Source organism: Saccharopolyspora sp. NPDC000995 (assembly GCF_053599315.1).
The window spans coordinates 48040-70111 of the sequence record NZ_JBSFLZ010000012.1; the positions used below are offsets into that span (position 1 = coordinate 48040).

General features: G+C 70.0%; 19 protein-coding genes and 1 pseudogene. 10 read left to right on the forward strand and 10 right to left on the reverse strand.

Translation table 11 applies throughout. The annotated features are described in order from the left end of the window. Window positions 1-378: 378 nt before the first annotated feature. From ACWDKQ_RS06885 to ACWDKQ_RS06895, 3 genes are read left to right on the forward strand one after another with little or no spacing between them, the layout of a single operon-like run. Window positions 379-1374: an AAA family ATPase gene (locus ACWDKQ_RS06885; protein ID WP_450137837.1), complete on the forward strand. Its 996-nt coding sequence runs from the start codon at window positions 379-381 to the stop codon at window positions 1372-1374. Window positions 1375-1376: 2 nt separating this feature from the next. Then, window positions 1377-2630 carry a DUF58 domain-containing protein gene (locus ACWDKQ_RS06890; RefSeq protein WP_450137801.1) on the forward strand — a complete coding sequence of 418 codons (1254 nt, stop codon included), beginning with the start codon at window positions 1377-1379 and terminating at the stop codon, window positions 2628-2630. Further along, the gene (locus tag ACWDKQ_RS06895) at window positions 2627-4876 is read left to right on the forward strand and encodes a transglutaminase family protein (protein WP_450137802.1); all 2250 of its coding nucleotides are present in this window, start codon (window positions 2627-2629) and stop codon (window positions 4874-4876) included. Before ACWDKQ_RS06890 ends, ACWDKQ_RS06895 begins: the two co-directional genes overlap by 4 nt. 398 nt (window positions 4877-5274) lie before the next feature. Here the strand turns inward: ACWDKQ_RS06895 and ACWDKQ_RS06900 are convergent, their stop codons facing one another. Together ACWDKQ_RS06900 and ACWDKQ_RS06905 are read right to left on the reverse strand one after the other, a co-directional pair. Beyond that, on the reverse strand, window positions 5275-5691 hold the full coding sequence (locus tag ACWDKQ_RS06900; RefSeq protein WP_450137803.1) for a DUF3040 domain-containing protein: 417 nt from the start codon (window positions 5689-5691) through the stop codon (window positions 5275-5277). 309 nt (window positions 5692-6000) lie between these two features. Further along, complete coding sequence (locus tag ACWDKQ_RS06905) at window positions 6001-6732, reverse strand: class I SAM-dependent methyltransferase (protein ID WP_450137804.1); 732 nt, start codon at window positions 6730-6732, stop codon at window positions 6001-6003. A gap of 203 nt (window positions 6733-6935) precedes the next feature. On the opposite strand from ACWDKQ_RS06905, the gene ACWDKQ_RS06910 reads away from it, so the two are divergent. Genes ACWDKQ_RS06910 through ACWDKQ_RS06920 form a run of 3 tightly spaced genes read left to right on the forward strand, consistent with a single transcriptional unit; the run spans window position 6936 to window position 9194 of the window. After that, window positions 6936-7772 (forward strand): ParA family protein, encoded by an 837-nt coding sequence (locus ACWDKQ_RS06910; protein WP_450137805.1) that lies wholly within the window; start codon window positions 6936-6938, stop codon window positions 7770-7772. After that, on the forward strand, window positions 7769-8407 hold the full coding sequence (locus tag ACWDKQ_RS06915; protein ID WP_450137806.1) for a LysE family translocator: 639 nt from the start codon (window positions 7769-7771) through the stop codon (window positions 8405-8407). The genes ACWDKQ_RS06910 and ACWDKQ_RS06915 overlap by 4 nt, the downstream gene beginning before the upstream one ends. A 7-nt stretch (window positions 8408-8414) precedes the next feature. Next, the gene (locus tag ACWDKQ_RS06920) at window positions 8415-9194 is read left to right on the forward strand and encodes a DNA-formamidopyrimidine glycosylase family protein (RefSeq protein ID WP_450137807.1); all 780 of its coding nucleotides are present in this window, start codon (window positions 8415-8417) and stop codon (window positions 9192-9194) included. Between the two features lie 135 nt (window positions 9195-9329). On the opposite strand, the gene ACWDKQ_RS06925 is transcribed toward ACWDKQ_RS06920, so the two are convergent. The 7 genes from ACWDKQ_RS06925 to rimO form a co-directional block, all read right to left on the reverse strand. Beyond that, window positions 9330-10607 carry a uracil-xanthine permease family protein gene (locus tag ACWDKQ_RS06925; RefSeq protein WP_450137808.1) on the reverse strand — a complete coding sequence of 426 codons (1278 nt, stop codon included), beginning with the start codon at window positions 10605-10607 and terminating at the stop codon, window positions 9330-9332. Window positions 10608-10764: 157 nt separating this feature from the next. Then, the gene (pspM, locus tag ACWDKQ_RS06930) at window positions 10765-11610 is read right to left on the reverse strand and encodes a phage shock envelope stress response protein PspM (RefSeq protein ID WP_450137809.1); all 846 of its coding nucleotides are present in this window, start codon (window positions 11608-11610) and stop codon (window positions 10765-10767) included. 11 nt (window positions 11611-11621) lie between these two features. Continuing rightward, on the reverse strand, window positions 11622-12458 hold the full coding sequence (locus ACWDKQ_RS06935; protein ID WP_450137810.1) for a PspA/IM30 family protein: 837 nt from the start codon (window positions 12456-12458) through the stop codon (window positions 11622-11624). Between the two features lie 475 nt (window positions 12459-12933). Continuing rightward, window positions 12934-13407 carry a helix-turn-helix domain-containing protein gene (locus ACWDKQ_RS06940; RefSeq protein ID WP_450137811.1) on the reverse strand — a complete coding sequence of 158 codons (474 nt, stop codon included), beginning with the start codon at window positions 13405-13407 and terminating at the stop codon, window positions 12934-12936. Between the two features lie 182 nt (window positions 13408-13589). Beyond that, window positions 13590-14081 carry a CinA family protein gene (locus ACWDKQ_RS06945; RefSeq protein WP_450137812.1) on the reverse strand — a complete coding sequence of 164 codons (492 nt, stop codon included), beginning with the start codon at window positions 14079-14081 and terminating at the stop codon, window positions 13590-13592. After that, on the reverse strand, window positions 14078-14701 hold the full coding sequence (pgsA, locus tag ACWDKQ_RS06950; protein ID WP_450137813.1) for a CDP-diacylglycerol--glycerol-3-phosphate 3-phosphatidyltransferase: 624 nt from the start codon (window positions 14699-14701) through the stop codon (window positions 14078-14080). Before pgsA ends, ACWDKQ_RS06945 begins: the two co-directional genes overlap by 4 nt. Continuing rightward, the gene (gene rimO, locus ACWDKQ_RS06955) at window positions 14698-16134 is read right to left on the reverse strand and encodes a 30S ribosomal protein S12 methylthiotransferase RimO (protein WP_450137814.1); all 1437 of its coding nucleotides are present in this window, start codon (window positions 16132-16134) and stop codon (window positions 14698-14700) included. The genes pgsA and rimO overlap by 4 nt, the downstream gene beginning before the upstream one ends. Before the next feature lie 146 nt (window positions 16135-16280). Between rimO and ACWDKQ_RS06960 the strand changes: the two are divergent. The 4 genes and pseudogenes from ACWDKQ_RS06960 (at window position 16281) to ACWDKQ_RS06975 (ending at window position 19407) form a co-directional block, all read left to right on the forward strand. Beyond that, window positions 16281-16784 (forward strand): annotated as a pseudogene (locus tag ACWDKQ_RS06960) (amino-acid N-acetyltransferase). Window positions 16785-16837: 53 nt separating this feature from the next. Then, complete coding sequence (locus ACWDKQ_RS06965) at window positions 16838-17371, forward strand: amino-acid N-acetyltransferase (protein WP_450137815.1); 534 nt, start codon at window positions 16838-16840, stop codon at window positions 17369-17371. 121 nt (window positions 17372-17492) lie between these two features. Next, window positions 17493-18062, forward strand: a complete 570-nt coding sequence (locus ACWDKQ_RS06970; RefSeq protein ID WP_450137816.1) for a phospholipase — start codon at window positions 17493-17495, stop codon at window positions 18060-18062. Between the two features lie 130 nt (window positions 18063-18192). Then, on the forward strand, window positions 18193-19407 hold the full coding sequence (locus tag ACWDKQ_RS06975; protein ID WP_450137817.1) for an alpha-hydroxy acid oxidase: 1215 nt from the start codon (window positions 18193-18195) through the stop codon (window positions 19405-19407). A gap of 131 nt (window positions 19408-19538) precedes the next feature. On the opposite strand, the gene ACWDKQ_RS06980 is transcribed toward ACWDKQ_RS06975, so the two are convergent. Continuing rightward, a complete protein-coding gene (locus ACWDKQ_RS06980) occupies window positions 19539-22031 on the reverse strand; it encodes a DNA translocase FtsK (RefSeq protein ID WP_450137818.1) in 2493 nt (830 codons plus the stop codon). Window positions 22032-22072 lie beyond the last annotated feature (41 nt).

Below are 22072 nucleotides of genomic sequence, written 5' to 3' on the forward strand. Positions count from 1 at the left end.
GGCGAGGTGGGGGGGAACGACGGGCCCAACCTTGATCAACCCGTCGGGGTGCGCGGTTATGCTCGTGACCCGCCCGACCCGACCCCGGTGGCCCGCCGCCGTGGGGCGAAGTGGGGAGGCCGTCCGCCGCGTTCGGCCGAGGTTCGATGCGGGTGTCCCACCGGACATCGCCGGTTTGGCACACTGCACGTGCACGCCGGACTCGATCAGGCGATCGTTGCCGCTTCGCCAGAGGACGCCGACGCGGACCACCGGAGCCGCCCACCGGCCGCAGACTTTGGAGGTTTGCATGCGCGACCGCTCCGGCGAGCCGACCCCGCCGCACCAGGTGATCGCGCGCCGCAACGCTCAGGAGGTGGCGTGACGCCGAAAACTCAGCTGCCCGACGCCGCGGCCGACGCCGCGACGCCGCGCATCGCCCAACTGCACAGCACCATCCAGCGAATCGCCGCCAACGTCGAGCAGGTACTGGTCGGAAAGCCCGAGGTGGTGCGGGTCGCGCTGGTCACCATGCTCGCCGAAGGCCACCTGCTGGTCGAGGACGTGCCCGGCGTGGGCAAGACCTCACTGGCCAAGGCGCTGGCCCGGTCCATCGACTGCACGGTCAGCCGTATCCAGTTCACCCCGGACTTGCTGCCCAGCGACATCACCGGCGTGTCCATCTACAACAGGCAGACCGAGTCCTTCGAGTTCCGGCCCGGCCCGGTGTTCGCCAACATCGTCGTCGGCGACGAGATCAACCGGGCCTCGCCGAAGACCCAGTCGGCGCTGCTGGAGTGCATGGAGGAGAACCAGGTCACCGTCGACGGCGAGACCTACCCGCTCAGCGCTCCGTTCATGGTCATAGCCACCCAGAACCCCATCGAGATGGAGGGGACCTACGCGCTACCCGAGGCGCAGCGGGACCGCTTCACCACCCGCGTGTCCATCGGCTACCCGGACGCCAAGGCGGAGCTGGCGATGGTGGACGAGCACGCCGGGCACGATCCGCTGCGCGACCTGCGCCCCGTCGCCGACAGCGGCGAGGTGCAGGCCCTGTTGCGGGCCGTGCGCCGGGTGCACCTGTCCACCGAGATCCGGCGCTACGTGATCGGCCTGGTCACCGCGACACGCCAGCTGCCCGAGCTGCGGCTGGGCGCTTCGCCCCGGTCGACCCTGCAGTTGGTCCGCGCCGCCCGGGCGCAGGCCGCGCTGGCCGGACGCGAGTTCGTCGTCCCGGACGACGTCCAGGCGATCGCCATCCCGGTGCTTGCCCACCGGCTAATGCTGACCAGCGAGGCGCGTGCCGCGCGCTGCTCGGCGTCGGACCTGGTGCGGCAGCTGCTCAACCGGATCCCGGTGCCGCGCGGCGACAGCGACGGCGAACGCAGGTAGTCGTGCTCTCCGGGCTGACGATCCGCGGGCGCTGCCTGTTGGCAGCGGGCGCGGCCGCCGGCATCTGCGCACTCGTGCTGGACGAACGGGATCTGCTGCGCGTCTCGGCGTTCGTGATCGCGCTGCCGCTGCTGGCGCTGCTGCTGTCCAGCCGCATCCGGTTCGGGATCGCCGCCCGCCGGCAGGTGGTGCCGCCGCGGATCCCGGTCGGCTCCGAGGCCACCGTGCGGCTGCACGTCTCCGGCAGCGGACGGCTACCGGTCGACGGTTTGGTGCTGGAGGACAACACCCCGCACGCGCTCGGCGGGCGGCCGCGGTTCCGGCTGGCCGCGGTGCCCCGGCACCGCGGCACGCTCCTGGAGTACGCGGTGACGCCGACGCTGCGCGGCATCCACCACATCGGACCGCTGCGCACCCGGATCGGCGATCCGTTCGGGCTTTCCGAGTTCGAGCGGGAGCTCGCCGACCGCAGCCGCCTGGTGGCCGTGCCGAAGGTCTTCCCACTAACCGGACTGCCCGCCGGTTCCGGGCTGGGCACCGGCGACGACGGCACTACGCGCCTGCGCTCCGGGCACGGCGAGGACGATGCGATGGTGCGGCAGTACCGGCACGGCGACGACATCCGGCGCGTGCACTGGAAGTCCACCGCGCGCCGCGACGAGCTGATGGTGCGCGTCGAGGAACGCCCCTGGCACGGCGGCGTCACGGTGCTGCTGGACCGGCGGTCGGCCGCGCACCGGGGCAGCGGCGCGGGGAGCAGCGTCGAGTGGGCAATTTCCGCTGTGGCCAGCATCTGCCTGCACCTGCACCGGAGCGGCCAGCAAGTCCGGCTGGTCACCGAGGACGGGCAGCTGCTGGCGGGCGGCGCCGGGCCGTACGACGGCGGGCACGACGACGATGCGGTGCTCGACTCGCTGGCTGCGGTCCGCAGCTCGCCGCAGCGCGACCTGGTGGCAACCCGCGATCCAGGTGGCGGCCACGAGCTCATCGCGGTCCTCGGCGAAACGACCACCGCGGCGGTCACCGAGCTGACCAAGCTCCGTCCACAAGCGACTCGGAGCCTCGCACTGCTGCTCGACGTCGGGGCCTGGAACGGGGAGAACAGCGGCAGTTTCGACCCGCGGCAGACCGCCCGGCGGCTGCGCGCGGCCGGCTGGACCGTGGTCATCGCGGGCGGCCCCCGGGTCTCGATCGCTGAGGTCTGGCAACGACTCTGCCGGGAGACCACGGCACCCGAATCGGAGGTCGTGACGTGACGGCGAACCGGATGACCGGCGCCATCGACATGTCGTTGGTGGCGACCACGGCCGGTGCGCTGTCCGTGCTGTGCGCGTCGACGGCGTTCGCAGGCGTGCTGGCCGACGCCCGGTGGGTCTTCCCGGCGATGGTCACAGTGGTCGCCGTCGCCGCGATCGGGGCGTTGGGCCAGCGGTTCCGCAGGCCGGTCGCGGCCACCGTGATCACCCAGCTGGTCAGCCTGCTGCTGGTACTGACCGCGCAGTTCGCCGAGCACGCGATCCTTGGGTTGCTGCCTGGCCCGGCAGCGATCGCGGATCTCGGCAAGCTGCTCGGCGACGCCGCCGAACTGGTGCGCACCGGCGTTGCGCCGGTGCCCGCCGAACCGGCCTTGCAGGCCATGGTTTGCCTCGGTCTGGGCGTGGTCGCACTGGTCACGGACCTCATCGTGGTGACATACCGCAGCCCGGCGGTGGCCGGGCTGCTGCTGCTGTGCGTCTTCGCGATCCCCGCGTCGCTGGCCGACGACATGCTGCCGTGGTGGACCTTCGTCGCCGGTGCGCTGGGCTACGCCGTGCTGCTGGCTTCGGGCGGGCAGCATCGCAGGTGGCGCCGGCACGAAGACCGCAGCCAGGTCGCGCAAACCCTGTTCGGCCGCACCACGGGCGCGGTCGCCGGCACCGCCGGGGTGATCGCGCTGCTCACCGGCGTGGTGTTCACCGGGGTCGGCACCGAGGGCCGGCTGCCCGGCGCGGTGCCGGAGGAGTTCGGCGGCACCGACGGGATCGGGCTGCAACCGTTCACGTCGTTGCGCGGCCAGCTCAACCGGGACCGCGTCGTCGAGCTGTTCCGGGTTCGCGGTCTGCGGGAGGCCACCTACCTGCGGGCGATGACGCTGCGGAAGTTCGACCCGAAACGCGGCTGGGAGCTGGAAGGCCTCACCCAGGGTGTCGACGCCAACACCAAGCTCGCGCTGCCGGAGGGCACCGACATCATGCTCGGAGACAGCGAGCGGGTCGAGATCCAGCCAATCGGCTATCGGGACCCGTGGCTGCCGGTGTTCGGCATCCCGCTGTTCGTCTCCGGGATGGGCACCAACTGGCGTTACGACCCGGCCGCCGGAATCGTGTTCACCCAGACCAACCAGGAAAGCCGCCCCTACGTCGAGCAGTTCCTCGTCCAGCAGCCCACCGCGGACCAGCTGCGCGAAGCCCAGGGCCCGACGCCGATAGCCCCGGCCTACTTGGACACCGCGGGAATCCCGCCCCAGGCGGCCGACCTGGCCAGGCGGTTGACCGCGAACGCGCCCACCGCTTTCGACAAGGCCGTCATGCTCAACCGGTACTTCACCGATCCGTCGAACGGTTTCCGCTACGACCTGAAGACCGCCCCGGCGACCGGCAGCGACGCCTTGTCGGACTTCCTGTTCCGCGGCAAGCGCGGGTTCTGCGAGCAGTACGCCTCGTCGATGGCGGTCCTGCTGCGTGCCGTGGGCATCCCGTCCCGGGTGGCGATCGGCTTCACCTCCGGTTACCGCGATGGCGACGAGCGGGTGATCACCACCGAGGACGCGCACGCCTGGGTCGAGGCGTACTTCCCGGGCTGGGGCTGGCAGACCTTCGACCCGACGCCGCGCAGTGACGGCCGCACCGCGCTGCCGGCGTTCCTCAACAGCGAGCTGAACCCTTCACAGCCGCAAGCACAGGCGCCGGGTCAGCCGGTGCCGAGCACACCGCCCACCGTCGGCTCACAGCCCGGGTCGGCGCACCCGGACGGCGCCGATGTCGGCGCGGCGCGCACGCCACGAGAAGAGGACAGCACGAACCCGTGGCCGATCACGATCGGCGTCCTCGTGCTCGGCTTGGCTCTGCTGGTGACACCCGCGCTGGTGCGCGAGGTGCGCAGGCGGCGGCGGCTGCGCGCGGTCGCCGAAGGAACCGACGGTGCTGCGGGGATCGCGTGGCGAGAGGTGCTGGACGAGTTCCAGGACCGGGGGACCCGACCGGTGGCCACCCACACCGTGCGACGCGTCGCGACGGGCTTCATCGATGATCACGCCCTGGACGAATCCGGGGCCAAGGCGATGCGGGCGCTGGTGGTGGCGGTGGAGCGGGAGTGGTACGCGCCAGTGGGGCAGGAACCGGAGGTGACGCTCCCGGAGACGCTGCACGGTGTGCTGGACAGCCTGCGCCGCGCAGCGCCGCTGGACTGGCGCTCGCGCCTGTTCCCGCGCTCGGTGCTGCAGCTCCGCCACGCCAACCGGTGATGCCAAGGCGTCCGCGAAGATCGGTGTGCTTTTCGAGGCTGCTCTTGGTGCGGTTTTGAGCTGCCTGTCGACCCTGCTGGCTAATTCCGCGAGTGGCTGGTTTCACCGCGGGAGTGGTCCCGGTTCTGCCTCGCCAACCCGTGTGTGGTGGACGGCCTGTTCACCTCGATAGACGACACGAACGCGGTTCGTTCGCTTCACGCCCGCACCTTCCCAAACAGCCCCAACGCCGCGCCGAAGTTAACCAGCAGGGTCCCTGTCTGAAGCACCGAAGTCGGCGCCCGACGTTCCGCTACCCGCACCGCCACGCGAAACGAGTCTGGGGACGCTGGTGCACAGCGATCATCGCCGCCGGTCTGCTCGTTGGCAGCCGACGGCGATCATCAGGTCATCAGATGTTATTGATCGAAGCGCTTGCGGAAGCGCTCCTCCATTCGCTGGGCGAAGGAACTGCGTCCAGCACTGCGGTTCGCGCCCCTCTTCCGCCGGTCACCACCGCCGTTCTCCAGCCCCGATTCGATGTCGTCCCCGCCACCGCGCAACGCGGACAGGACGATCACTGCTCCGCCGAACATCACGAGGAAGCCGACCACGCTCAACACGGGAATGTCGGCCGGCCTGAGGGCCGGGATCACCGCGCCGATTACCAGCAGGGCCAACCCCAGGACGAAGACGGTTATGCCCTGCAGCCGCCGGCGTCTGGATGGTCGATGCAGTCGTCCTCCGCGCACGGTGGAGGCGAACTTGGGGTCCTCGGCATAGAGCGCGCGCTCGATTTGTTCGAGCTGTCGCTGCTCGTGCTCGGAGAGTGGCATGACTCCTCCTCCGGCACAGGTCTCTCAGTGGCGCCGGAGACCCGGTGGGCTGGTTGCCCACGCAGGCTGGAGACCGGCGAACGCTTGGGGGCGTCACCCACGAGGATACGGTTCCCGCGACGGGACGACTACCCGGTCCCAGCACCAGAACTTTGCGAGGTTGCCGACATCATCCCCTCGGGGCAGTGGCCGATCCGCGTTCCGCTTCCGCCGCGGGCATCCACCCAGCGGAAAGGGCGGCGCCAAAGGCCCGCCTCTACGTTTGCGCTCCTCGCCTTCCAAGTGGCGCAGCCAGCTTGGAAGCAGTCGTCAGGCGGGCCTGCGGGCGATTACGTGCAGTCGGGTTGCCATGTCACGCAGCGGGGAGCGCAGCGCTGCCACTCGCTCCAACTCGGCCATCGCCTCGGCCGCCCTGGGGTTGTTGTCCAGCACCGATCCGGGCACCAGGTCGCTGAGCACACCCTGTCCCTGCACCAACTCCACCGAGAGTCCGGCTCCTGCCAGGAGTTGCCGCAGGCCGTCGGTGTCGAACCGCCGCTGCAAGGTGTCTGAGGCCGCGTCGAGCCGGCCGTCCGGGTCCTGGATCAGTTGCAGCGCCTCGGCTACACGCCCGGCCAGCGCCCACCCGAGGACCGCCGCGTACCGGTTGGCGACCAGCACCGACACGGCGCCGCCCGGTGCGGTGACCGCCGCCAGCGCCGCAACCGCGGCCTGGACGTCGTCGACGACCTCCAGGAGGCCGTGCGCGAGCACGAGATCGGCGCCGCCTTCCGGGCTGAGCGCCGCCAGCGCGTCGGTGTCGCCCTGCAACGGGGTGATCTGATCGGCCACCCCGGCGTCGACGGCCCGGCGCTGGAGCGTCGCCAGCGCGTTCGGGCTCGGATCGACCACCGTCACCGAGCATCCCGCCGATGCCAGCGGCACGGCCCACACGCCGCTACCGCCACCGACGTCGAGCACCCGCGGTGGGCGCCCGCCGCGGCGACGCCGAGCGTCGTCGAGTTCGGTTTCCAGCACCTGGTGGACGGCGTCGGATCTCATGGTGAGCAGCGTAATGCGGGGCCGCGGGCGGGTTTCACCGGCGTGCGAATCAGCGGGAGGCCGGTGGCGCTGCGGGGAATCCGCCTCCGAGCGCAGCGAGACGGTGTCAGCGGCTCCTGCAAGGGGCCGCTACCCGCGCCGCCAAGCGGATCGAGTTTCAGGTAGAAGTTCTGGCGCGGCCGCCGGTTCCGTAGGCTACGACCGTGCAGACGGTGGCAGTGCTGAGTCTCAAGGGTGGCGTGGGCAAGACGACCGTGGTGCTCGGACTTGCCTCGGCCGCCATGCGCCGAGGGGTTCGGACGCTGGTCGTCGACCTCGATCCGCAGTGCAACGCGACCGCATGCCTGGAGCCGGACAAGGCCACCAAGGGCCTCAGCGACGTGCTGGCCGATCCGCGCCCGGAGGTTCTGCGGGCGGCGGTGGCCGGCAGCTCGTGGGGGGAAGAAGTCGACGTCCTGGTGGGCTCCGAGGATGCCGAGAGCCTCAACGGCCAGCACTCCGATGGCGATCACCTGTCCCACCTCACAGACGCGCTGTCCGAACTGGACGGTCTGATCGCCGAGGGCGAGCTGCCGTACCAGCTGGTGCTGCTGGACTGTCCGCCGTCCCTGGGGCGGCTGACCCGCTCCGCGCTGATCGCCGCCGACCGCGCGCTGCTGGTCACCGAGCCGACGATCTTCGCGGTCTCCGGCGTGCAGCGGGCATTCGAGGCCGTGCAGGCCGAGCGCCAGTCGAACAACCCCGATCTGCAGCCGCTCGGCGTCATCGTCAACCGGGTCCGGCCGCGCTCACACGAGCACCAATTCCGCATCGACGAGCTGCGGGACATCTTCGGCCCCCTGGTGCTGCCGGTCGCGCTGCCCGATCGGTTGGCCGTGCAGCAAGCACAAGGCGCGTGCATGCCGATCCACCAGTGGGGCACTCCGGGCGCGCGGGAGGTCGCGCTAGCGTTCAACCTGGTGCTCGCCCGCACCCTGCGAGCGGGTCGGCAGCGCCGCTTCGAGCCGGACGACGAGGAATTCCTGAAGGAGACCGAATGAGCACGACGTCGTACTCCGCGTTCCTCGTCGTGGCGCTGATCGGCATCATGACGCCGGGGCTGGACACGATGCTGATCCTGCGGCATTCGCTGCTGGGCGGGCGCCGCGCCGGGGTCACGACGTTCCTCGGCATCAACCTCGGCTGCGTGATCTGGGGCACCGCGAGCGTCGCGGGGCTGACCGCGCTGCTCACCGCGTCCCAGATCGCCTACGACATCGTGCGGGCGTCGGGCGCGGCCTACCTGCTGTGGCTGGGCGGCTCGGCGATCTGGAAATCCTTGCCCCGCAACAAAGTTCAGCAGACCGAAGACGTCCCTGCCGAACCGGTCCGGCTGACCGGTTGGACGGCGCTGCGGGCCGGGATGACCACGAACCTGCTCAACCCCAAGGTGGGCGTGTTCTACATCAGCTTGCTGCCGCAGTTCCTGCCTGCCGGGCCGACGGCGTTCGCCTGGGGCCCGCTGCTGGTCGCCACGCACGTCTCCATCGGCCTGCTCTGGGGCACCGCGCTGGTGTGGGTCGCCAGCCGGGCCCGCGCGCTGTTTGAGAAGCAGCGGGTACGCGCCTGGCTGGACCGGGTCACCGCGACGGTGCTGATCGGCCTGGGGCTGAAGTTGGCGGTCGAGGGGCGGTGAGCCGGCTTTGCCCGAAGGCGACACGGTCTTTCTCACCTGCCACCGGTTGCACGAGGCGCTGGCCGGGCAGGTCCTGACCTGCGGCGAGCTGCGGCACCCACGGTTGTCCACTTTGGACCTCGCAGGACACGGGGTGCGCGAGGTACGGCCGGCTGGCAAGCATCTGCTGATCCGCTTCGACGACGGTCACACCCTGCACAGCCACCTGCGCATGGACGGCGCCTGGCACCTCTACTCCCCTGGCGCCCGGTGGCGGCGACCGGCGCACCAGGTCAGGGCGGTGCTGAGCACGGCGGAACGGGTCGCGGTCGGGTTCAACCTGCACGACATGCGCTGGCTGCCGACCTCGGCGGAATCCCGGCTGCTCGGCCACCTGGGGCCGGACCTGCTCGACCCGAAGTGGGGCGACGAACACGCGGCCGAGGCGGTCCGGCGGCTGACCGCCGACCCGGACCGGGAACTCGGCCTCGCGTTGCTGGACCAGACCGCTATGGCGGGGGTCGGCAACCTCTACAAGACGGAAGTGTGCTTCCTGCTCGGCCGGTCGCCGTGGACGCCGGTCGCGGAGGTCGACGCGGCCCAGGCGGTGCGGCTGTGCCGGGAACTGCTGCTGCGCAACACCTGGCATCCCGAGCAGTCCACCACCAACAGCCTGCGGCGCGGCACCCAGCACTGGGTCTACGACCGTCGCACCTGCCTGCGCTGCGGAGGCCCGGTCCGCCGCGGCACCCAGGGCGACGGCGTCGAAGCCCGGGTCACGTACCACTGCCCCAACTGCCAACCCTGACCGCGGACCTGCTGCCAAAATCGTTCTGCGTGCGATGCATGTAGCGCAACCTCAGACGCCGCCTGGACTACGGGTTCCCCGACTCATGAACGCCGGACCAGCAGCGCCTGGCAGCGGTAGCCAGCAATCCTGGCGTCAGTGCTCGGTGGCGGCACCGCGGGCGTCCGCGAGGCTCCGCAGGATCGGGTAGATCAGCACGATGCCGACCGAGCCCCACACCATGCCCGTGACCCTGAGCTCGCCCAACTGCAGCGTCAGGTCCCCGACCCCGGCGATCACTGCGGTGCCCAGCGCCACGAGGTTCACCGGATCCGCCAAGTCCACCTTGGCGTCCAGCCAGATCCGCGCTCCGACCAGCGCGATCAGCCCGAACAGCACCAGCGTCGCGCCGCCGAGCACCCCGAGCGGGACCGTGTTGATCAAGGCTCCGAGCTTCGGCGAGAATGACAGCAGGATCGCGGCCAGCGCGGCCACCATGCACGCCGCAGTCGAATACACCCTCGTCGCCGCCATGACCCCGACGTTCGCCGCGTAGCTGCTCAGCGCCGACCCACCCGCCGAACCGGCCAACGCGGTGGCCAACCCGCCGCCGATCAACGCGTCCCCGACGTGCGGGTCGAGGTTCCGGCCGCTCATCGCGGCGACCGCCTTGAGGTGCCCGACGTGCTCCGCGACCAGCACTACCGCCAGCGGCAGCACGAACGGCATCACCGAGATGTGCACCTGCGGGGCGATCAGCTGGGGAAACCCGAACCAGGGCGCGGCGGCCAGTTCGTCGAGCCGCTCCTGGACCAGGTCGCCGGCCAGCGCGGCGTAGGTCCACCCGACCAGCACGCCGATCAGCACCGCTGCCCGCCCGGCCATGCCCCGGCTGATGACGGTGAGCAGCACGACCGTGCCCAGCGTCAACGCCGCGGGCACCGGCTGCTGCCCGAAGGAGGACACAGACTGCGGCGCGAGGCTCAAGCCGATCATCAGCACGACCGCCCCGGTGACCACCGGCGGCATCGCGGACTCCAACAGCCGCACGCCCAGCGCCTTGACCGCTACGCCGACGGCCAGCACCACCAGGCCAACCGACATGATCCCGCCGAGCAGCGCGGCCGGACTCGCACCGGCCTGGTCCGCGGCCGTGCCCAGAGGCACCACGAAGGCCACCGACGCGCCCAGGTAGCTGGGCACCCGGTTGCGGGTGAGCAGCAGGAACAGCAGCGTGCCAACACCGGACAGCAGCAGCGTGGTCGTCAGGGGGAAGCCGGTGAGTAGCGGCACCAGCGTCGTGGTGCCGAACATCGCCAGGAGGTGCTGCAGACCGAAGCCGATGGTAAGCGGCCAGCTCAGCCTTTCCTCGGATGCCACGACGGCATCGCACACCAGGCGTCGACCGTTGCCGTGCACGGTCCACAACGCCACATCGTCCTCCCCCGAGCCGCCCGGTCGGGCGCGCCCCTGCCACGGCATGTGATGACTGGAGGAAGATTACTATTTCGCATCACACAATCAAGCCAACTCACCGGTAGGTCCGACGATACGTCGACTACCAGCAGTGATATCGGCGCGACGTGTCTCCTCAGGCCGGATCGGACCGGCGCTGCGGATCGGATCCCGGCCCGCCGGGCCCGAACATCTCCCGCAACCCGGCCGCAAGCCCGGCCAACCGATCGGTCGCGTCCTGCATCAGGTACTTCTGCTCCGACGTGCCGCTGGCGGCGACCGCCCGGCCTGCGGCGGCGACCAACGCGCCGTACCCGTCGAGGCCTTCGTCCAGCTCCTGGCGCAGCCGCTGCACATCAGCCCGCAACGCGGACTTCTGCGCCGCTGGCGCGTGCGGGAGCGCCGCCTCCACTGCGACCAGCCGCTCCGCGACCCGTCGCAGCTCCGCTGCCGCGCTGTCCGCGGTCCCCCGTGCGTCGGCTGCGGCGCTGCCCGCGCCCGCCGACATCAGCTGCGCCAACGCGCGGTGCAGGCTCTGCTCCGCATCGCGCAGCCGCTGCATCGGTTCCCGCGCCGCCGACCCCTGCGGGGGCAGCGCCGCGGGCTCCGGCAGCGGCTCGGGCAGCGGCATCTTCATGAGCCGCCGGTACTTCAGTCCCGCGCTGACCGCGCCCACGCCGCTGGCGACGGCGACCCCGCCGAGGCCGAAGGTCGCCACGTCCTGGAACAACCACCCCAGATCGCCCCACATGCCCCAGAACGTCGGGGTGGACGCCGAAACGAATGCCCCAGCGCCGAAGACGCCGGTCGACACCGTGCTACCCGCGGCGGTCCGCTTGGCGCGCTTGCGCTGCCGGAGCAGCCGAGCCCGCGGATCGCGCCAGGTGGCGAACTTGCGCCGCATCTCTGAGAGGAGTGGGCCGCGCAACTGCTCAAGCGCGGCCTCGCCCAACTGCGCCAGCTGCTGCTTGCGGGACTTCACCCCTCGCTCGCTCAGGCTTGGCCGGCTTGCGGGTTCTGCTGCTGCTGTGGGTTGGCCGCCGGCTCAGCGGAAGTGGCCGAACCGCCCGCGATCTGCTGCTGCGCACCGCCGGTCACCTGCTGCTGCCCGCCGCCCATCGAGGCGCGCAGCTGCGCGAGCCGGTTGGCGCCGGCGGCGTCGATGGACGCCTGCTGCACCTCGAGCATCCGGCCCTGGACGCTGTTCTGCGCCAGTTCCGCCTCACCCAGCGCGGTGGTGTAGCGGCGCTCGATCTTGTCCCGGACCTCTTCCAGCGACGGCGTGTTGCCGGGCGCGGCGATCTGGGTCATCTGCCGCATCGAGGCGGAGACCTGCTCCTGCATCTTCGCCTGCTCCAGCTGGCTGAGCAGCTTGGTGCGCTCGGCGATCTTCTGCTGCAGGATCTGCGCGTTGCGCTCCACCGCCTGCTTCGCCTGCTCGGCGGCGCCCAGCGACTGGTCGTGCAAGGTCTTGAGATCCTCGACACCCTGCTCGGCGGTGACCAGCTGGCTGGCCAGCTGGGTGGCGGTCTCCTCGTACTTCCCAGCGGTGGCCTCGTCGCCGTTGGCGCGCGCCTGGTCCGCCATGACCAGTGCCTGCTTCGCCGAGGCCTGAAGCTTCTCGACCTCGCCGAGCTGGCGGTTAAGCTTCATCTCCAGCTGCCGCTGGTTCCCGATCACGGAAGCAGCCTGCTGGGAGAGGCTCTGGTGTTGCCGCTGCGCTTCCTCGATGGCCTGCTGGATCTGCACCTTCGGATCGGCGTACTCGTCGACCTTCGACGAGAACGACGCCATAAGGTACTTCCAGGCCTTCACGAACGGATTGGCCATCTCCTCCGCCTGCCTTCTCCTGTGCTTGGCTGCCCCATGCCGACACATCCACACCGGGCGTGCCCGCTGGTTCCATCGTGTCAGGTAGTCGTGTCGGCTTCCACCAAACACGGTAGATCCCGGGGATTTACCCGGGGCCACGACCCAAGATCGAACCAGAACGCCGCAGTCCGCCGACCACCGACCCCCGAAACGGACGTGAGTGCCAAAGCGGACAACAGCCCGCCCCGGCACTCACTCACGCTACGTCCTTGTCTTTGAAGCGGCGAAGCCAGTTAGCCCACACACGCAACTCGCACCGCCGCAGGTTCTCAGCAGCGCCGGTGCGGGGGACACCCCACATCCGCCGAGCTGTCTCGCGAGGACGCCCCGACGTTGTGAATGGCATTCTTGATGCCGGGGATCCCACAACGAGAAGGGGCCCCTGCGGTTCCGCTATCCGCCGCGCCACGCGGAGCGAATCAATCAACAATTTTTACGCGGCCACCACAACGCCCCCGGGCTTGCGCACCGGCGCGCCGATCCGCTGGCTGAGCATCGGCTGCAGCCGGTCCGCGCAGACGTGCGGCTCCGCGCCCGCACCAGCTTCGGCACCGGCTAGCTGCTGCTGGGCCAGTTCTGCGTCGGAGAGCTCGGTACCGATCAGGCTGGGCACCAAGCGGCCACCGTCGATCTCCGCCGACGTGGCCTGCTCGACGGCCGACGGCACCAGCAGCGTCTCGTCGAGGTCGCCGGCCACTGTCACCAGGAGTTCCGGCAGCGGCAAGTCCAGCGCGGCGCAGATCGAGGCGAGCAGCTCGCTGGACGCCTCCTTGCGGCCCCGTTCCACCTCGGAGAGATATCCGAGGCTCACCCGGGCAGCGCGCGAAACGTCCCGCAAGGTCCGAGACTGTGCGGTCCGGGCGCGGCGCAGCCGTTCACCGACCGCCTCCCGCAACAATACGGTCATCGCGCGCCTCCCTTCCTTCGTCGCCTACCGCGTGCACCACGCGTGAACGCCACCTACGTTACTCATCCGAGGGCCCGAACGAGAACGATCGCCGACAAGTCCGCCAAGGGCGAACGTCCCGTAATCGGTCGGCAGGGCCCGACCGCGCGCGCTCTTGTGCCAGCGCACAGCATCCTGCCGCATCAACGCAAGAGAGTCGCGAAGTGTTCCAGCGACACCCGAACGGCCGCAGCCCGCACGGCGTACCGATCGCCGTCGAGGCACACCGAGTGCACCCTCGCGCCGCCCGGCCCCGCGAATCCGAGGTGCACGGTGCCTGGTGGCACACCGTCCTGCGGGTCCGGCCCGGCGACCCCGGTGAGCCCGATGCCCCAGTCCGCCCCGCAGCGCTGCCGAGCGCCGTCCGCGAGCATTTCCGCGACCCGCGGGTGCACCGCGCCGTGCGCGGCGAGGAGATCGCGGTCGACCCCTGCCAGCTCCGCCTTCAGATCGGTCGCGTAGACAACCAGCCCGCCCCGGACCACGTCGCTGGCGCCCGGAACCTCGGTCAGCACCGCGGCTACCAGCCCAGCGGTCAGCGACTCCGCGGTCGCCACCGTTTCACCGCGCCGCCGCAACGCGGCGAGCAGGGCCGCCACCTGCGACAACGACAGCCCGATCTGATCGAGGATCACGCGTCGACCTTGGCCCGGCCGGCGGCGCGCAGCCGCACCGCGCGCACGACGTAGTCGAGTCCGGTACCGACGGTGGCGACCAGCGCCGCGCCCATCACGATCCAGCGCGGGATGTCGGCCCAGCTGCCGAGCGGCAGCAGGTAGAGACCGATGGCGATGGCCTGCAGCAACGTCTTGACCTTGCCGCCGTGGCTAGCCGGGATCACGCCGTAGCGGATCACCCAGAACCGAAGCAGCGTGACGGCCACCTCGCGGCCGATGATCACCCAGGTGATCCACCAGCCCAGGTCGCCGAGCAGGCTCAGCCCGACCAGCGCGGCACCGGTCAGCGCCTTGTCCGCGATGGGGTCCGCGACCTTGCCGAAGTCGGTTACCAGGCCGCGCTTGCGGGCCAGATCGCCGTCGATGCGGTCGGTGATCGAAGCGATGACGAACACCCCGGTGGCGATCCACCGCCACAGGGTGTCGTGCCCGCCATCCCAGAACAGCGCGACGAGGAAGACCGGTACCAGCGCCAGCCGGGAAACGGTCAGGATGTTGGCGATGTTGACCAGCGGCACGGGCGGCGGCTCGGTCGGGTTCACCGCTGCGGAATCGGATGTCGCGCCATCGGCCGTCATGGCTGCTCCCCGGACCGTTTCTGTGCGGGCGTGCTGTCGATCGGGCGCACCACGAGGTCCACGCCAACGCTATCCACCACCCGGCAGTGCAGCACATCGCCCACGCTGACCTCTCCAGGATCAGCGACGAGGCATTCCCCGTCCACCTCCGGTCCCTGGTGGTCGGCACGACCGGCGCACTCCTCGTCGCTGACGCGCTCGATGAGCACCCGCACCTCGGTGCCGATGCGGTCCTCGGCGCGCTGCGCGATCAGCTCGTCCACCAGGTCCGAGAGCTGCTCGACGCGCTCGTCGACGACGTCCGGGTCGATCTTGTCGTCGAACTCCGCGGCCTCGGTGCCGTCCTCGTCGGAGTAGCCGAACACGCCGATGGCGTCCAGCCGCGCGCGGGTGAGGAAGTCCTGCAGTTCGGCGAAGTCGTCCTCGGTCTCGCCTGGGAAGCCGACGATGACGTTGCTACGGATGCCCGCGTCGGGGGCGAGCTCGCGGATCTGCTCGATGAGCGCCAGGAACGACTCGGTGGAACCGAAGCGGCGCATCCGGCGCAGCACCGACTCGCTGGAGTGCTGGAACGACAGGTCGAAGTACGGCGCGACGCCGGGGGTGGTGGCGATGGCCCGCACCAGGCCTGGCCGGGTCTCGGCGGGCTGCAGGTAGGAGACCCGCACCCGGTCGATGCCCTCGACGGCTGCCAGCTTCGGCAGCAGCACCTCCAGCGCCCGCGCGTCGGAGAGGTCCTTGCCGTAGGAAGTCGAGTTCTCGCTGACCAAGAACAGCTCCTTGGCCCCGTGCTCGGCCAGCCAGACGGCCTCGCCCAGCACCTCTTCCGGCGGCCGGGACAGGAAGGAGCCGCGGAACGACGGGATGGCGCAGAAGGAGCAGCGCCGGTCGCAGCCCGAGGCCAGCTTCAACGCGGCGACCGGTGAGTCGTCGAGCCGACGGCGCGCCACCGAGCGGGCGGCCGGGATCCAGCCGTGCCCGGGCACCGCGACCTCGGCGGCCGCGGCGGGGCGGGCGACCGGGCTGATCGGCAGCATCTTGCGTCGGTCCTGCGGCTGGTGCGGCTGGATGGCCTGCCCGGCGAGGACGTCGTCGAGCCGGTCGGCGAGGTTGGCGTAGTGGTCGAAGCCGAGCACCGCATCGGCCTCCGGTAGGTGTTCGGCGAGCTCGGCGCCGTAGCGCTCGGCCATGCAGCCCACCGCGACGACCTTCGCGCCGGTGTCGGCGGCGGCGAGCAGGGTGTCGACGGAGTCCTTCTTCGCGGTTTCGACGAAGCCGCAGGTGTTGACCACCACGACGTCGGCCTGGTCGGCCTCCACGAGGTCCCAGCCGCGGCCGTGCAGGTTGCCGGCGAGCTCTTCGGAATCGACCTCGTTGCGGGCGCAACCGAGCGTGACCATGGCGACTCGGCGGTGATTTTGCTCGGTTGACATGCGACGAGCGTAACGTCCCCGTCGTCACGCCCTGCGCACGAGCCCACCAGCCGAAAAACCGCCGCCGTGGCGAAGATTACGGGCAGCCGACGACCAATTAAGCCGATCAATGATTAGGCTTACCTAACACGAGCGCTTCCGCCGCGGTGCGACCGGCCAGATTGCACGATGACCGCGCGATCAAGGCGTTGATCGACCACTACGCGGGAAAAGTGGCGCAGGGCAAGGACTTCGTCACGCTCTACGAGGACAGCCGGGGAGTTCTGGGTCGCCGTGCTGACCGAACTCGACCAGCCCGGCCGCGTAGTCGGCTGCGGCGCGCTGCACGTGCCCTGGGAAGACCTCGCCGAGATCCGCACCGTCGCGGTCAACCCGATCACCAAGGGCTGCGGCATCGGGCACGCCTCTTGGGGCGCCTGATCGCCACCGCCGGCGAGCTGGGGTTGTCGCGGATCTTCGTGCTGACCTTCGAAACCGAGTTCTTCGGCCGCCACGGCTTCCTCCCGATCGCCGACACCACGGTCCCGCCCGACGTCTACGAGGAGATCGGCTGCTCGCCGGACGTAGGCGTCGCCCAGTTCCCGGACCTGCGCACGTCAAGCCGAACACCCCTCGGCAACACGCGCATGCTGTTGCGACTGGGTGCGTGACGCGCACCGCGAATGCGCATGCCGCAGCCGGATCACGGCGCTACGATACTCACATGAATGACTATGCGTCATCGGCGATAATGATTCGGCGGGCTCGGATCGCCGACGCGCGGACGATCAAATCCCTGGTCGACACCTATGCCGGAGAGGTGCTGCTCGCCAAGGACCTCGTCACGCTCTACGAGGACATCCAGGAGTTCTGGGTCGCCGAGCTGACCGAACTCGACCAGCCCGGCCGCGTAGTCGGCTGCGGCGCGCTGCACGTGCTCTGGGAAGACCTCGCCGAGATCCGCACCGTCGCCGTGGACCCGGTGGTGAAGGGCCGGGGAATCGGCCACCGCCTCGTGCACCAGCTGGTCGACCTGGCCCGCGAGCTGGGCCTGTCCCGGGTGTTCGTGCTGACCTTCGAGACCGAGTTCTTCGGCCGCCACGGCTTCCGCACCATCAACGGCGCCCCGGTAAGCCCCGAGGTCTTCGAGGAGATGCGCCGCTCGGTCGACGCCGGCGTGGCCGAGTTCCTCGACCTGGCCAACATCAAGCCCAACACCCTCGGCAACACGCGAATGCTCCTCGACCTCAACGGTTAGCACCCGTCCGGTCGAATCCCCCGCCACCATTGTCGTGCCGGACGCTCAACCGCCCCGCAGGCATCACATGCACCAGCTATAACACGGGAGAATGATCCTTCGGCTTCGAGGAGACCAATCCGTGGAACGTTCCCCTACTCACCGCGGCTTCATCGCCGGCGCCGCCGCAGCCGGCGCCCTGCTGCTCACCGCCGGGACCGCGCACGCCGACCTAAGCCAGACCCAGCTGCGGAAGGTGACCGACGATTACCTCTTCGAGACCTCCCTCGACACGTTCACCGCGACCCGCGCCGAGCATCCATACGCGGACCAGCTCGACTGGTCCACCGACGGCTGCTCGATGTCGCCGGACAAACCGCTGGGTTACAAGTTCCGCACCAGCTGCGAACGGCACGACTTCGGTTACCGCAACTACAAGAAGCAGGACCGGTTCAGCGAGGACAACCGCAAGAAGATCGATGACAACTTCAAGGCCGACATGAACTCGGTCTGCGGCACCGACGCGGTCTGCAAGGGCACCGCGAACATCTACTACTACGCGGTGCGGGAGTTCGGTGGGACGAGCTTCTCCACCGCCGACGCCGTCGACCAGTCGCAGGTCAAGGCGCTGTTCTCCGGCAACGGGTTGCTGCTGGAGTTCCACGCGATCACCCCCGAAGGCCAGCTCGTGCGGCTCGGCGCGACCGGCTGAGACCGGTCCGATCGCGGTTTGCGAAGGGCGCGTCCGAGCGGGCGCGCCCTTCGTCGTCGGCCGGGTTTTTCGCCGCTGCGGAAAGGTAATGTGCCCTTCGCGCCCCGCGCACGGCGAGAAGGGAACACGAATGGTCAAGCGGCAACTCCCGCGCTGGTCCGAACTGCGTCCGCTGCTGCGGGTCAAGCCCCCGCAGCTCAACCCCACCGAGCGACGCCTGTCCGCCGCGCACTCGATCGCCGACCTGCGGGCCATCGCCCGCCGCCGGGCGCCGCGCGCCGTGTTCGACTACACCGACGGCGCCGCCGAGGCTGAGATCAGCCTGCGCCGCGCCCGGCAGTCTTTCCGCGACGTCGAGTTCCACCCCTCCGTGCTGCAGGACGTGTCCGAGGTGGACACCAGTACGACGATTTTCGGCAAGCGGTCCGAGCTGCCGTTTTCCTTCGCCCCAACCGGTTTCACGCGGATGATGAACCACGAGGGCGAGCTTGCGGTGGCCCGCGTCGCCCAACGCGCGGGCATCCCCTACGCGCTGTCCACAATGGGCACCACGTCCATCGAGGACGTGGCCGCCGCCGCGCCAAACTCCCGCAAGTGGTTCCAGCTCTACCTCTGGCGCGACCGCGAGGCCAGCCGTGAGCTGGTGCAGCGAGCCCAGGACTCCGGCTATGAAGCACTGCTGCTCACCGTCGACACACCGGTCGGCGGCGCGCGCCTGCGCGACACCCGCAACGGCCTCAGGATCCCCCCGGAACTGACGTTCAAGACCATCGCCGACGGCGCGATGCACCCGGCGTGGTGGTTCAACCTGCTCACCACCCAACCGCTATCGTTCGCCTCCTTCAAGCACTGGTCGGGCACCGTGCAAGACCTGATCAACGCCATGTTCGACCCGTCGCTGAACTACGCCGACCTGGAGTGGCTGCGGGAGCTGTGGCAGGGGCCGCTGATCGTCAAGGGCATCCAGAACGCCGACGACGCCCGTCGCGTGGTCGATCTGGGCGCCGACGGCGTGGTGCTGTCCAACCACGGCGGTCGGCAGCTCGACCGTGCCCCGACCATGCTGGAGTTGTTGCCGTCGGTCCGCGAGGCCATCGGCGACCGGGCCGAGGTGCTGCTGGACACCGGCATAGTCAGCGGCGCGGACATCGTCGCGGCGATCGCGCTGGGCGCGGATTCGTGCCTGATCGGCCGCGCCTACCTGTATGGGCTGATGGCCGGGGGCGAGCGGGGCGTGCAGAAAGCGGTGGACATCATCCGCGCCGAGATCGTCCGAACCCTCCAACTGCTGGGCGTCCACGCCATTGGCGACCTCAACACCACACATGCCACGCTTCGCCACTAACTCCCCCCGCAAATTCAATGGATTTCCATTTGATTGAAATTGCGGCCGGCTTCCCGTCCGACGTCGGCAGCACGGTCAGGCTGAAGTTGCGGCAGACGCTGCTCTGGTTGTAGCTGACCTGCACCACCGGGTCATTCTGCGTCCGGCGGCGGCCCGCCCCGAATCGTATACAGCGTGTTCTCCAGCTCGTCCGGCTTGATCAGCACCTCACGGGCCTTCGACCCCTCCGACGGCCCGACCACGCCGCGCGACTCCAAAAGGTCCATCAGCCGCCCCGCCTTGGCGAACCCGACCCGCAGCTTGCGCTGCAGCATCGAGGTAGACCCGAACTGGCTGGTCACGACGAGCTCGGCGGCCTGCAGCAGGACGTCGAGGTCATCGCCGATGTCGGAGTCGACCTCCTTCTTCTCACCCGCCTTGGCCGCCGTGACGCCGTCGGTGTACTCCGGGTCGGCCTGGTTCTTGGTGAACGAGACGATGCGGTGGATCTCGTCATCGCCGACGAACGAGCCCTGCACGCGCACCGGCCGCGACGCGCCCATCGGCAGGTACAGCGCGTCGCCCATCCCGATCAGCTTTTCCGCGCCCGGCTGGTCCAGGATGACCCGCGAGTCGGTCAGCGACGAGGTGGCGAACGCCAGCCGAGACGGCACGTTGGTCTTGATCAGACCCGTCACCACGTCCACCGACGGGCGCTGGGTGGCCAGCACCAAGTGGATGCCGGCGGCCCGCGCCTTCTGGGTGATCCGCACGATGGCGTCCTCGACGTCCCGCGGCGCGGTCATCATCAGGTCGGCGAGCTCGTCGACGATGGCCAGGATGTACGGGTACGGCCGGTACTCGCGCTCGCTGCCCAGCGGGGTGGTGATCTCCCCCGACTTGACCTTCCGGTTGAAGTCGTCGATGTGGCGCACCCGGTTGGCCTGCATGTCCTGGTAGCGCTGCTCCATCTCCTCCACCAGCCAGGCCAGCGCGGAGGCGGCCTTCTTCGGCTGGGTGATGATGGGCGTGATCAGGTGCGGGATGCCCTCGTACGGGGTCAGTTCCACCATCTTCGGGTCGATCAGGATCATCCTGACCTCCTGCGGGGTGGCCCGCGCGAGCAGCGACACCAGCATCGAGTTGACGAAGCTGGACTTACCGGACCCGGTCGAGCCGGCCACCAGCAGGTGCGGCATCTTCGCCAGGTTCGCAGTGACCATGTGGCCTTCGATGTCCTTGCCCAGCCCCATCACCAGCGGGTGGCTGTCCTTGCCCGCCTCGGCGGAGCGCAGCACGTCGCCGAGCCGCACCATCTCCCGGTCGCTGTTGGGAACCTCGATGCCCACCGCGGACTTGCCGGGGATCGGCGCCAGCAGCCGGACGTTGTCGGTCGCCGCGGCGTAGGCGATGTTCTTGGTCAGCGCGGTGATCTTCTCGACCTTCACCCCGGGGCCTAGCTCCACCTCGTAGCGGGTCACGGTCGGACCCCGGGTGAAGCCGGTGACCTGGGCGTCGATGTTGAACTGCTCCAACACCGCGGTGATCGCCTCGATCATGCTGTCGTTGGCCCGACTGCGGCTCTTCGGCGGGTCGCCGTCGGTGAGCACGTCCAGCGGCGGCAGCTGGTAGTCGCCTTCGACGCTCCGGCTGATCTGCGGCTTGCTGCTCTTCTTCGGCTTCTCGCCGGCAGCTTCGGCGACCGGCTTGGCCGGCACCGCGGCGGCTCTCGGCTTCGCCGGCTTGGGCTGTTCCTCGGGCACGTCGTCCAGCGACAGCTGGCGGTCCTCATCGGACATCGCCGCCTGGCGGCGCCGCGACGGGCGGCGCAGCTTCACCGAGGCAGTATCGCCCTCGATCTCTTTGGTGCCGGCCGTCGACCGGGCCTCCTCGGCCTCTTGCCCGAGGCCGCGCAACCGCGCCGCGACCTCGCGCACCGGCGTGCCGGTGAGCACGAGCGCCCCGAACAGCCCGATCAGCACCAGCACGGGCACGGCGACCCAGCTGGTGAGGCCGTGCGCGAGCGGCCCGCCGGCGACGAACCCGAGGGCCCCGCCGGCGTTCGGCCAGTCCTCGGGGTTCAGCGGGGAACCCGCCACGATGTGCAGGACGCCGAGCGTGGTGAAGATCAGTAGCATCGACCCGATCACCACCCGCGGCCGCGCCTCCGCGCTGTTCTCGGTGCGCATCAGCAGGACGGCCGTGACCAGCAGCACCACCGGCAGCACCACGGCGGCCATGCCGATGACCGAGCGCAGGGCCCAGTCGAACCAGTGCCCGACCGGCCCCCCGGCCTGCCACCAGACACCGGCGGCGGCGATCACCGCAGTCGCGAGGTAGATCAGCGCCAGCCCGTCGCGGCGGTGCGCGGGGTCGAGATCCTTGGTCTTGCCTACCGCCCGGACCACGCTCCCTACGCCGCGCGCGAGACTCCCGCCACTCTTGGAACGGGTCTTGCTGGAACGCTTGGGCGCCGGCCTGCGGGGCGCGTGCGTCGATCCGGGGCGAGGCTTGGCGCTCCCCGTGCTCTTCCGCGCGGTGGTCGACCTGGCCGCTCCACCTCTCCGGGCAGCGGAACCGTTACTCTTGGTCGCGCTCTTACCGCGCGTCGAGCCACGTCCCCCGCTCGATGTTCGGCTCGCCATGCCCCACACGGTATCTTCACCGACCTCTCGCGTCACACCAG

Bases quoted from the DNA above. Each gene is read 5' to 3' on its own strand.
- ACWDKQ_RS06900 (WP_450137803.1), bottom strand. From the start codon at position 5,691: ATGCCACTCTCCGAGCACGAGCAGCGACAGCTCGAACAAATCGAGCGC.
- ACWDKQ_RS06905 (WP_450137804.1), bottom strand. From the start codon at position 6,732: ATGAGATCCGACGCCGTCCACCAGGTGCTGGAAACCGAACTCGACGAC.
- ACWDKQ_RS06915 (WP_450137806.1), top strand. From the start codon at position 7,769: ATGAGCACGACGTCGTACTCCGCGTTCCTCGTCGTGGCGCTGATCGGC.
- ACWDKQ_RS06935 (WP_450137810.1), bottom strand. From the start codon at position 12,458: ATGGCCAATCCGTTCGTGAAGGCCTGGAAGTACCTTATGGCGTCGTTC.
- ACWDKQ_RS06940 (WP_450137811.1), bottom strand. From the start codon at position 13,407: ATGACCGTATTGTTGCGGGAGGCGGTCGGTGAACGGCTGCGCCGCGCC.
- pgsA (WP_450137813.1), bottom strand. From the start codon at position 14,701: ATGACGGCCGATGGCGCGACATCCGATTCCGCAGCGGTGAACCCGACC.
- rimO (WP_450137814.1), bottom strand. From the start codon at position 16,134: ATGTCAACCGAGCAAAATCACCGCCGAGTCGCCATGGTCACGCTCGGT.
- ACWDKQ_RS06965 (WP_450137815.1), top strand. From the start codon at position 16,838: ATGAATGACTATGCGTCATCGGCGATAATGATTCGGCGGGCTCGGATC.
- ACWDKQ_RS06975 (WP_450137817.1), top strand. From the start codon at position 18,193: ATGGTCAAGCGGCAACTCCCGCGCTGGTCCGAACTGCGTCCGCTGCTG.
- ACWDKQ_RS06980 (WP_450137818.1), bottom strand. From the start codon at position 22,031: ATGGCGAGCCGAACATCGAGCGGGGGACGTGGCTCGACGCGCGGTAAG.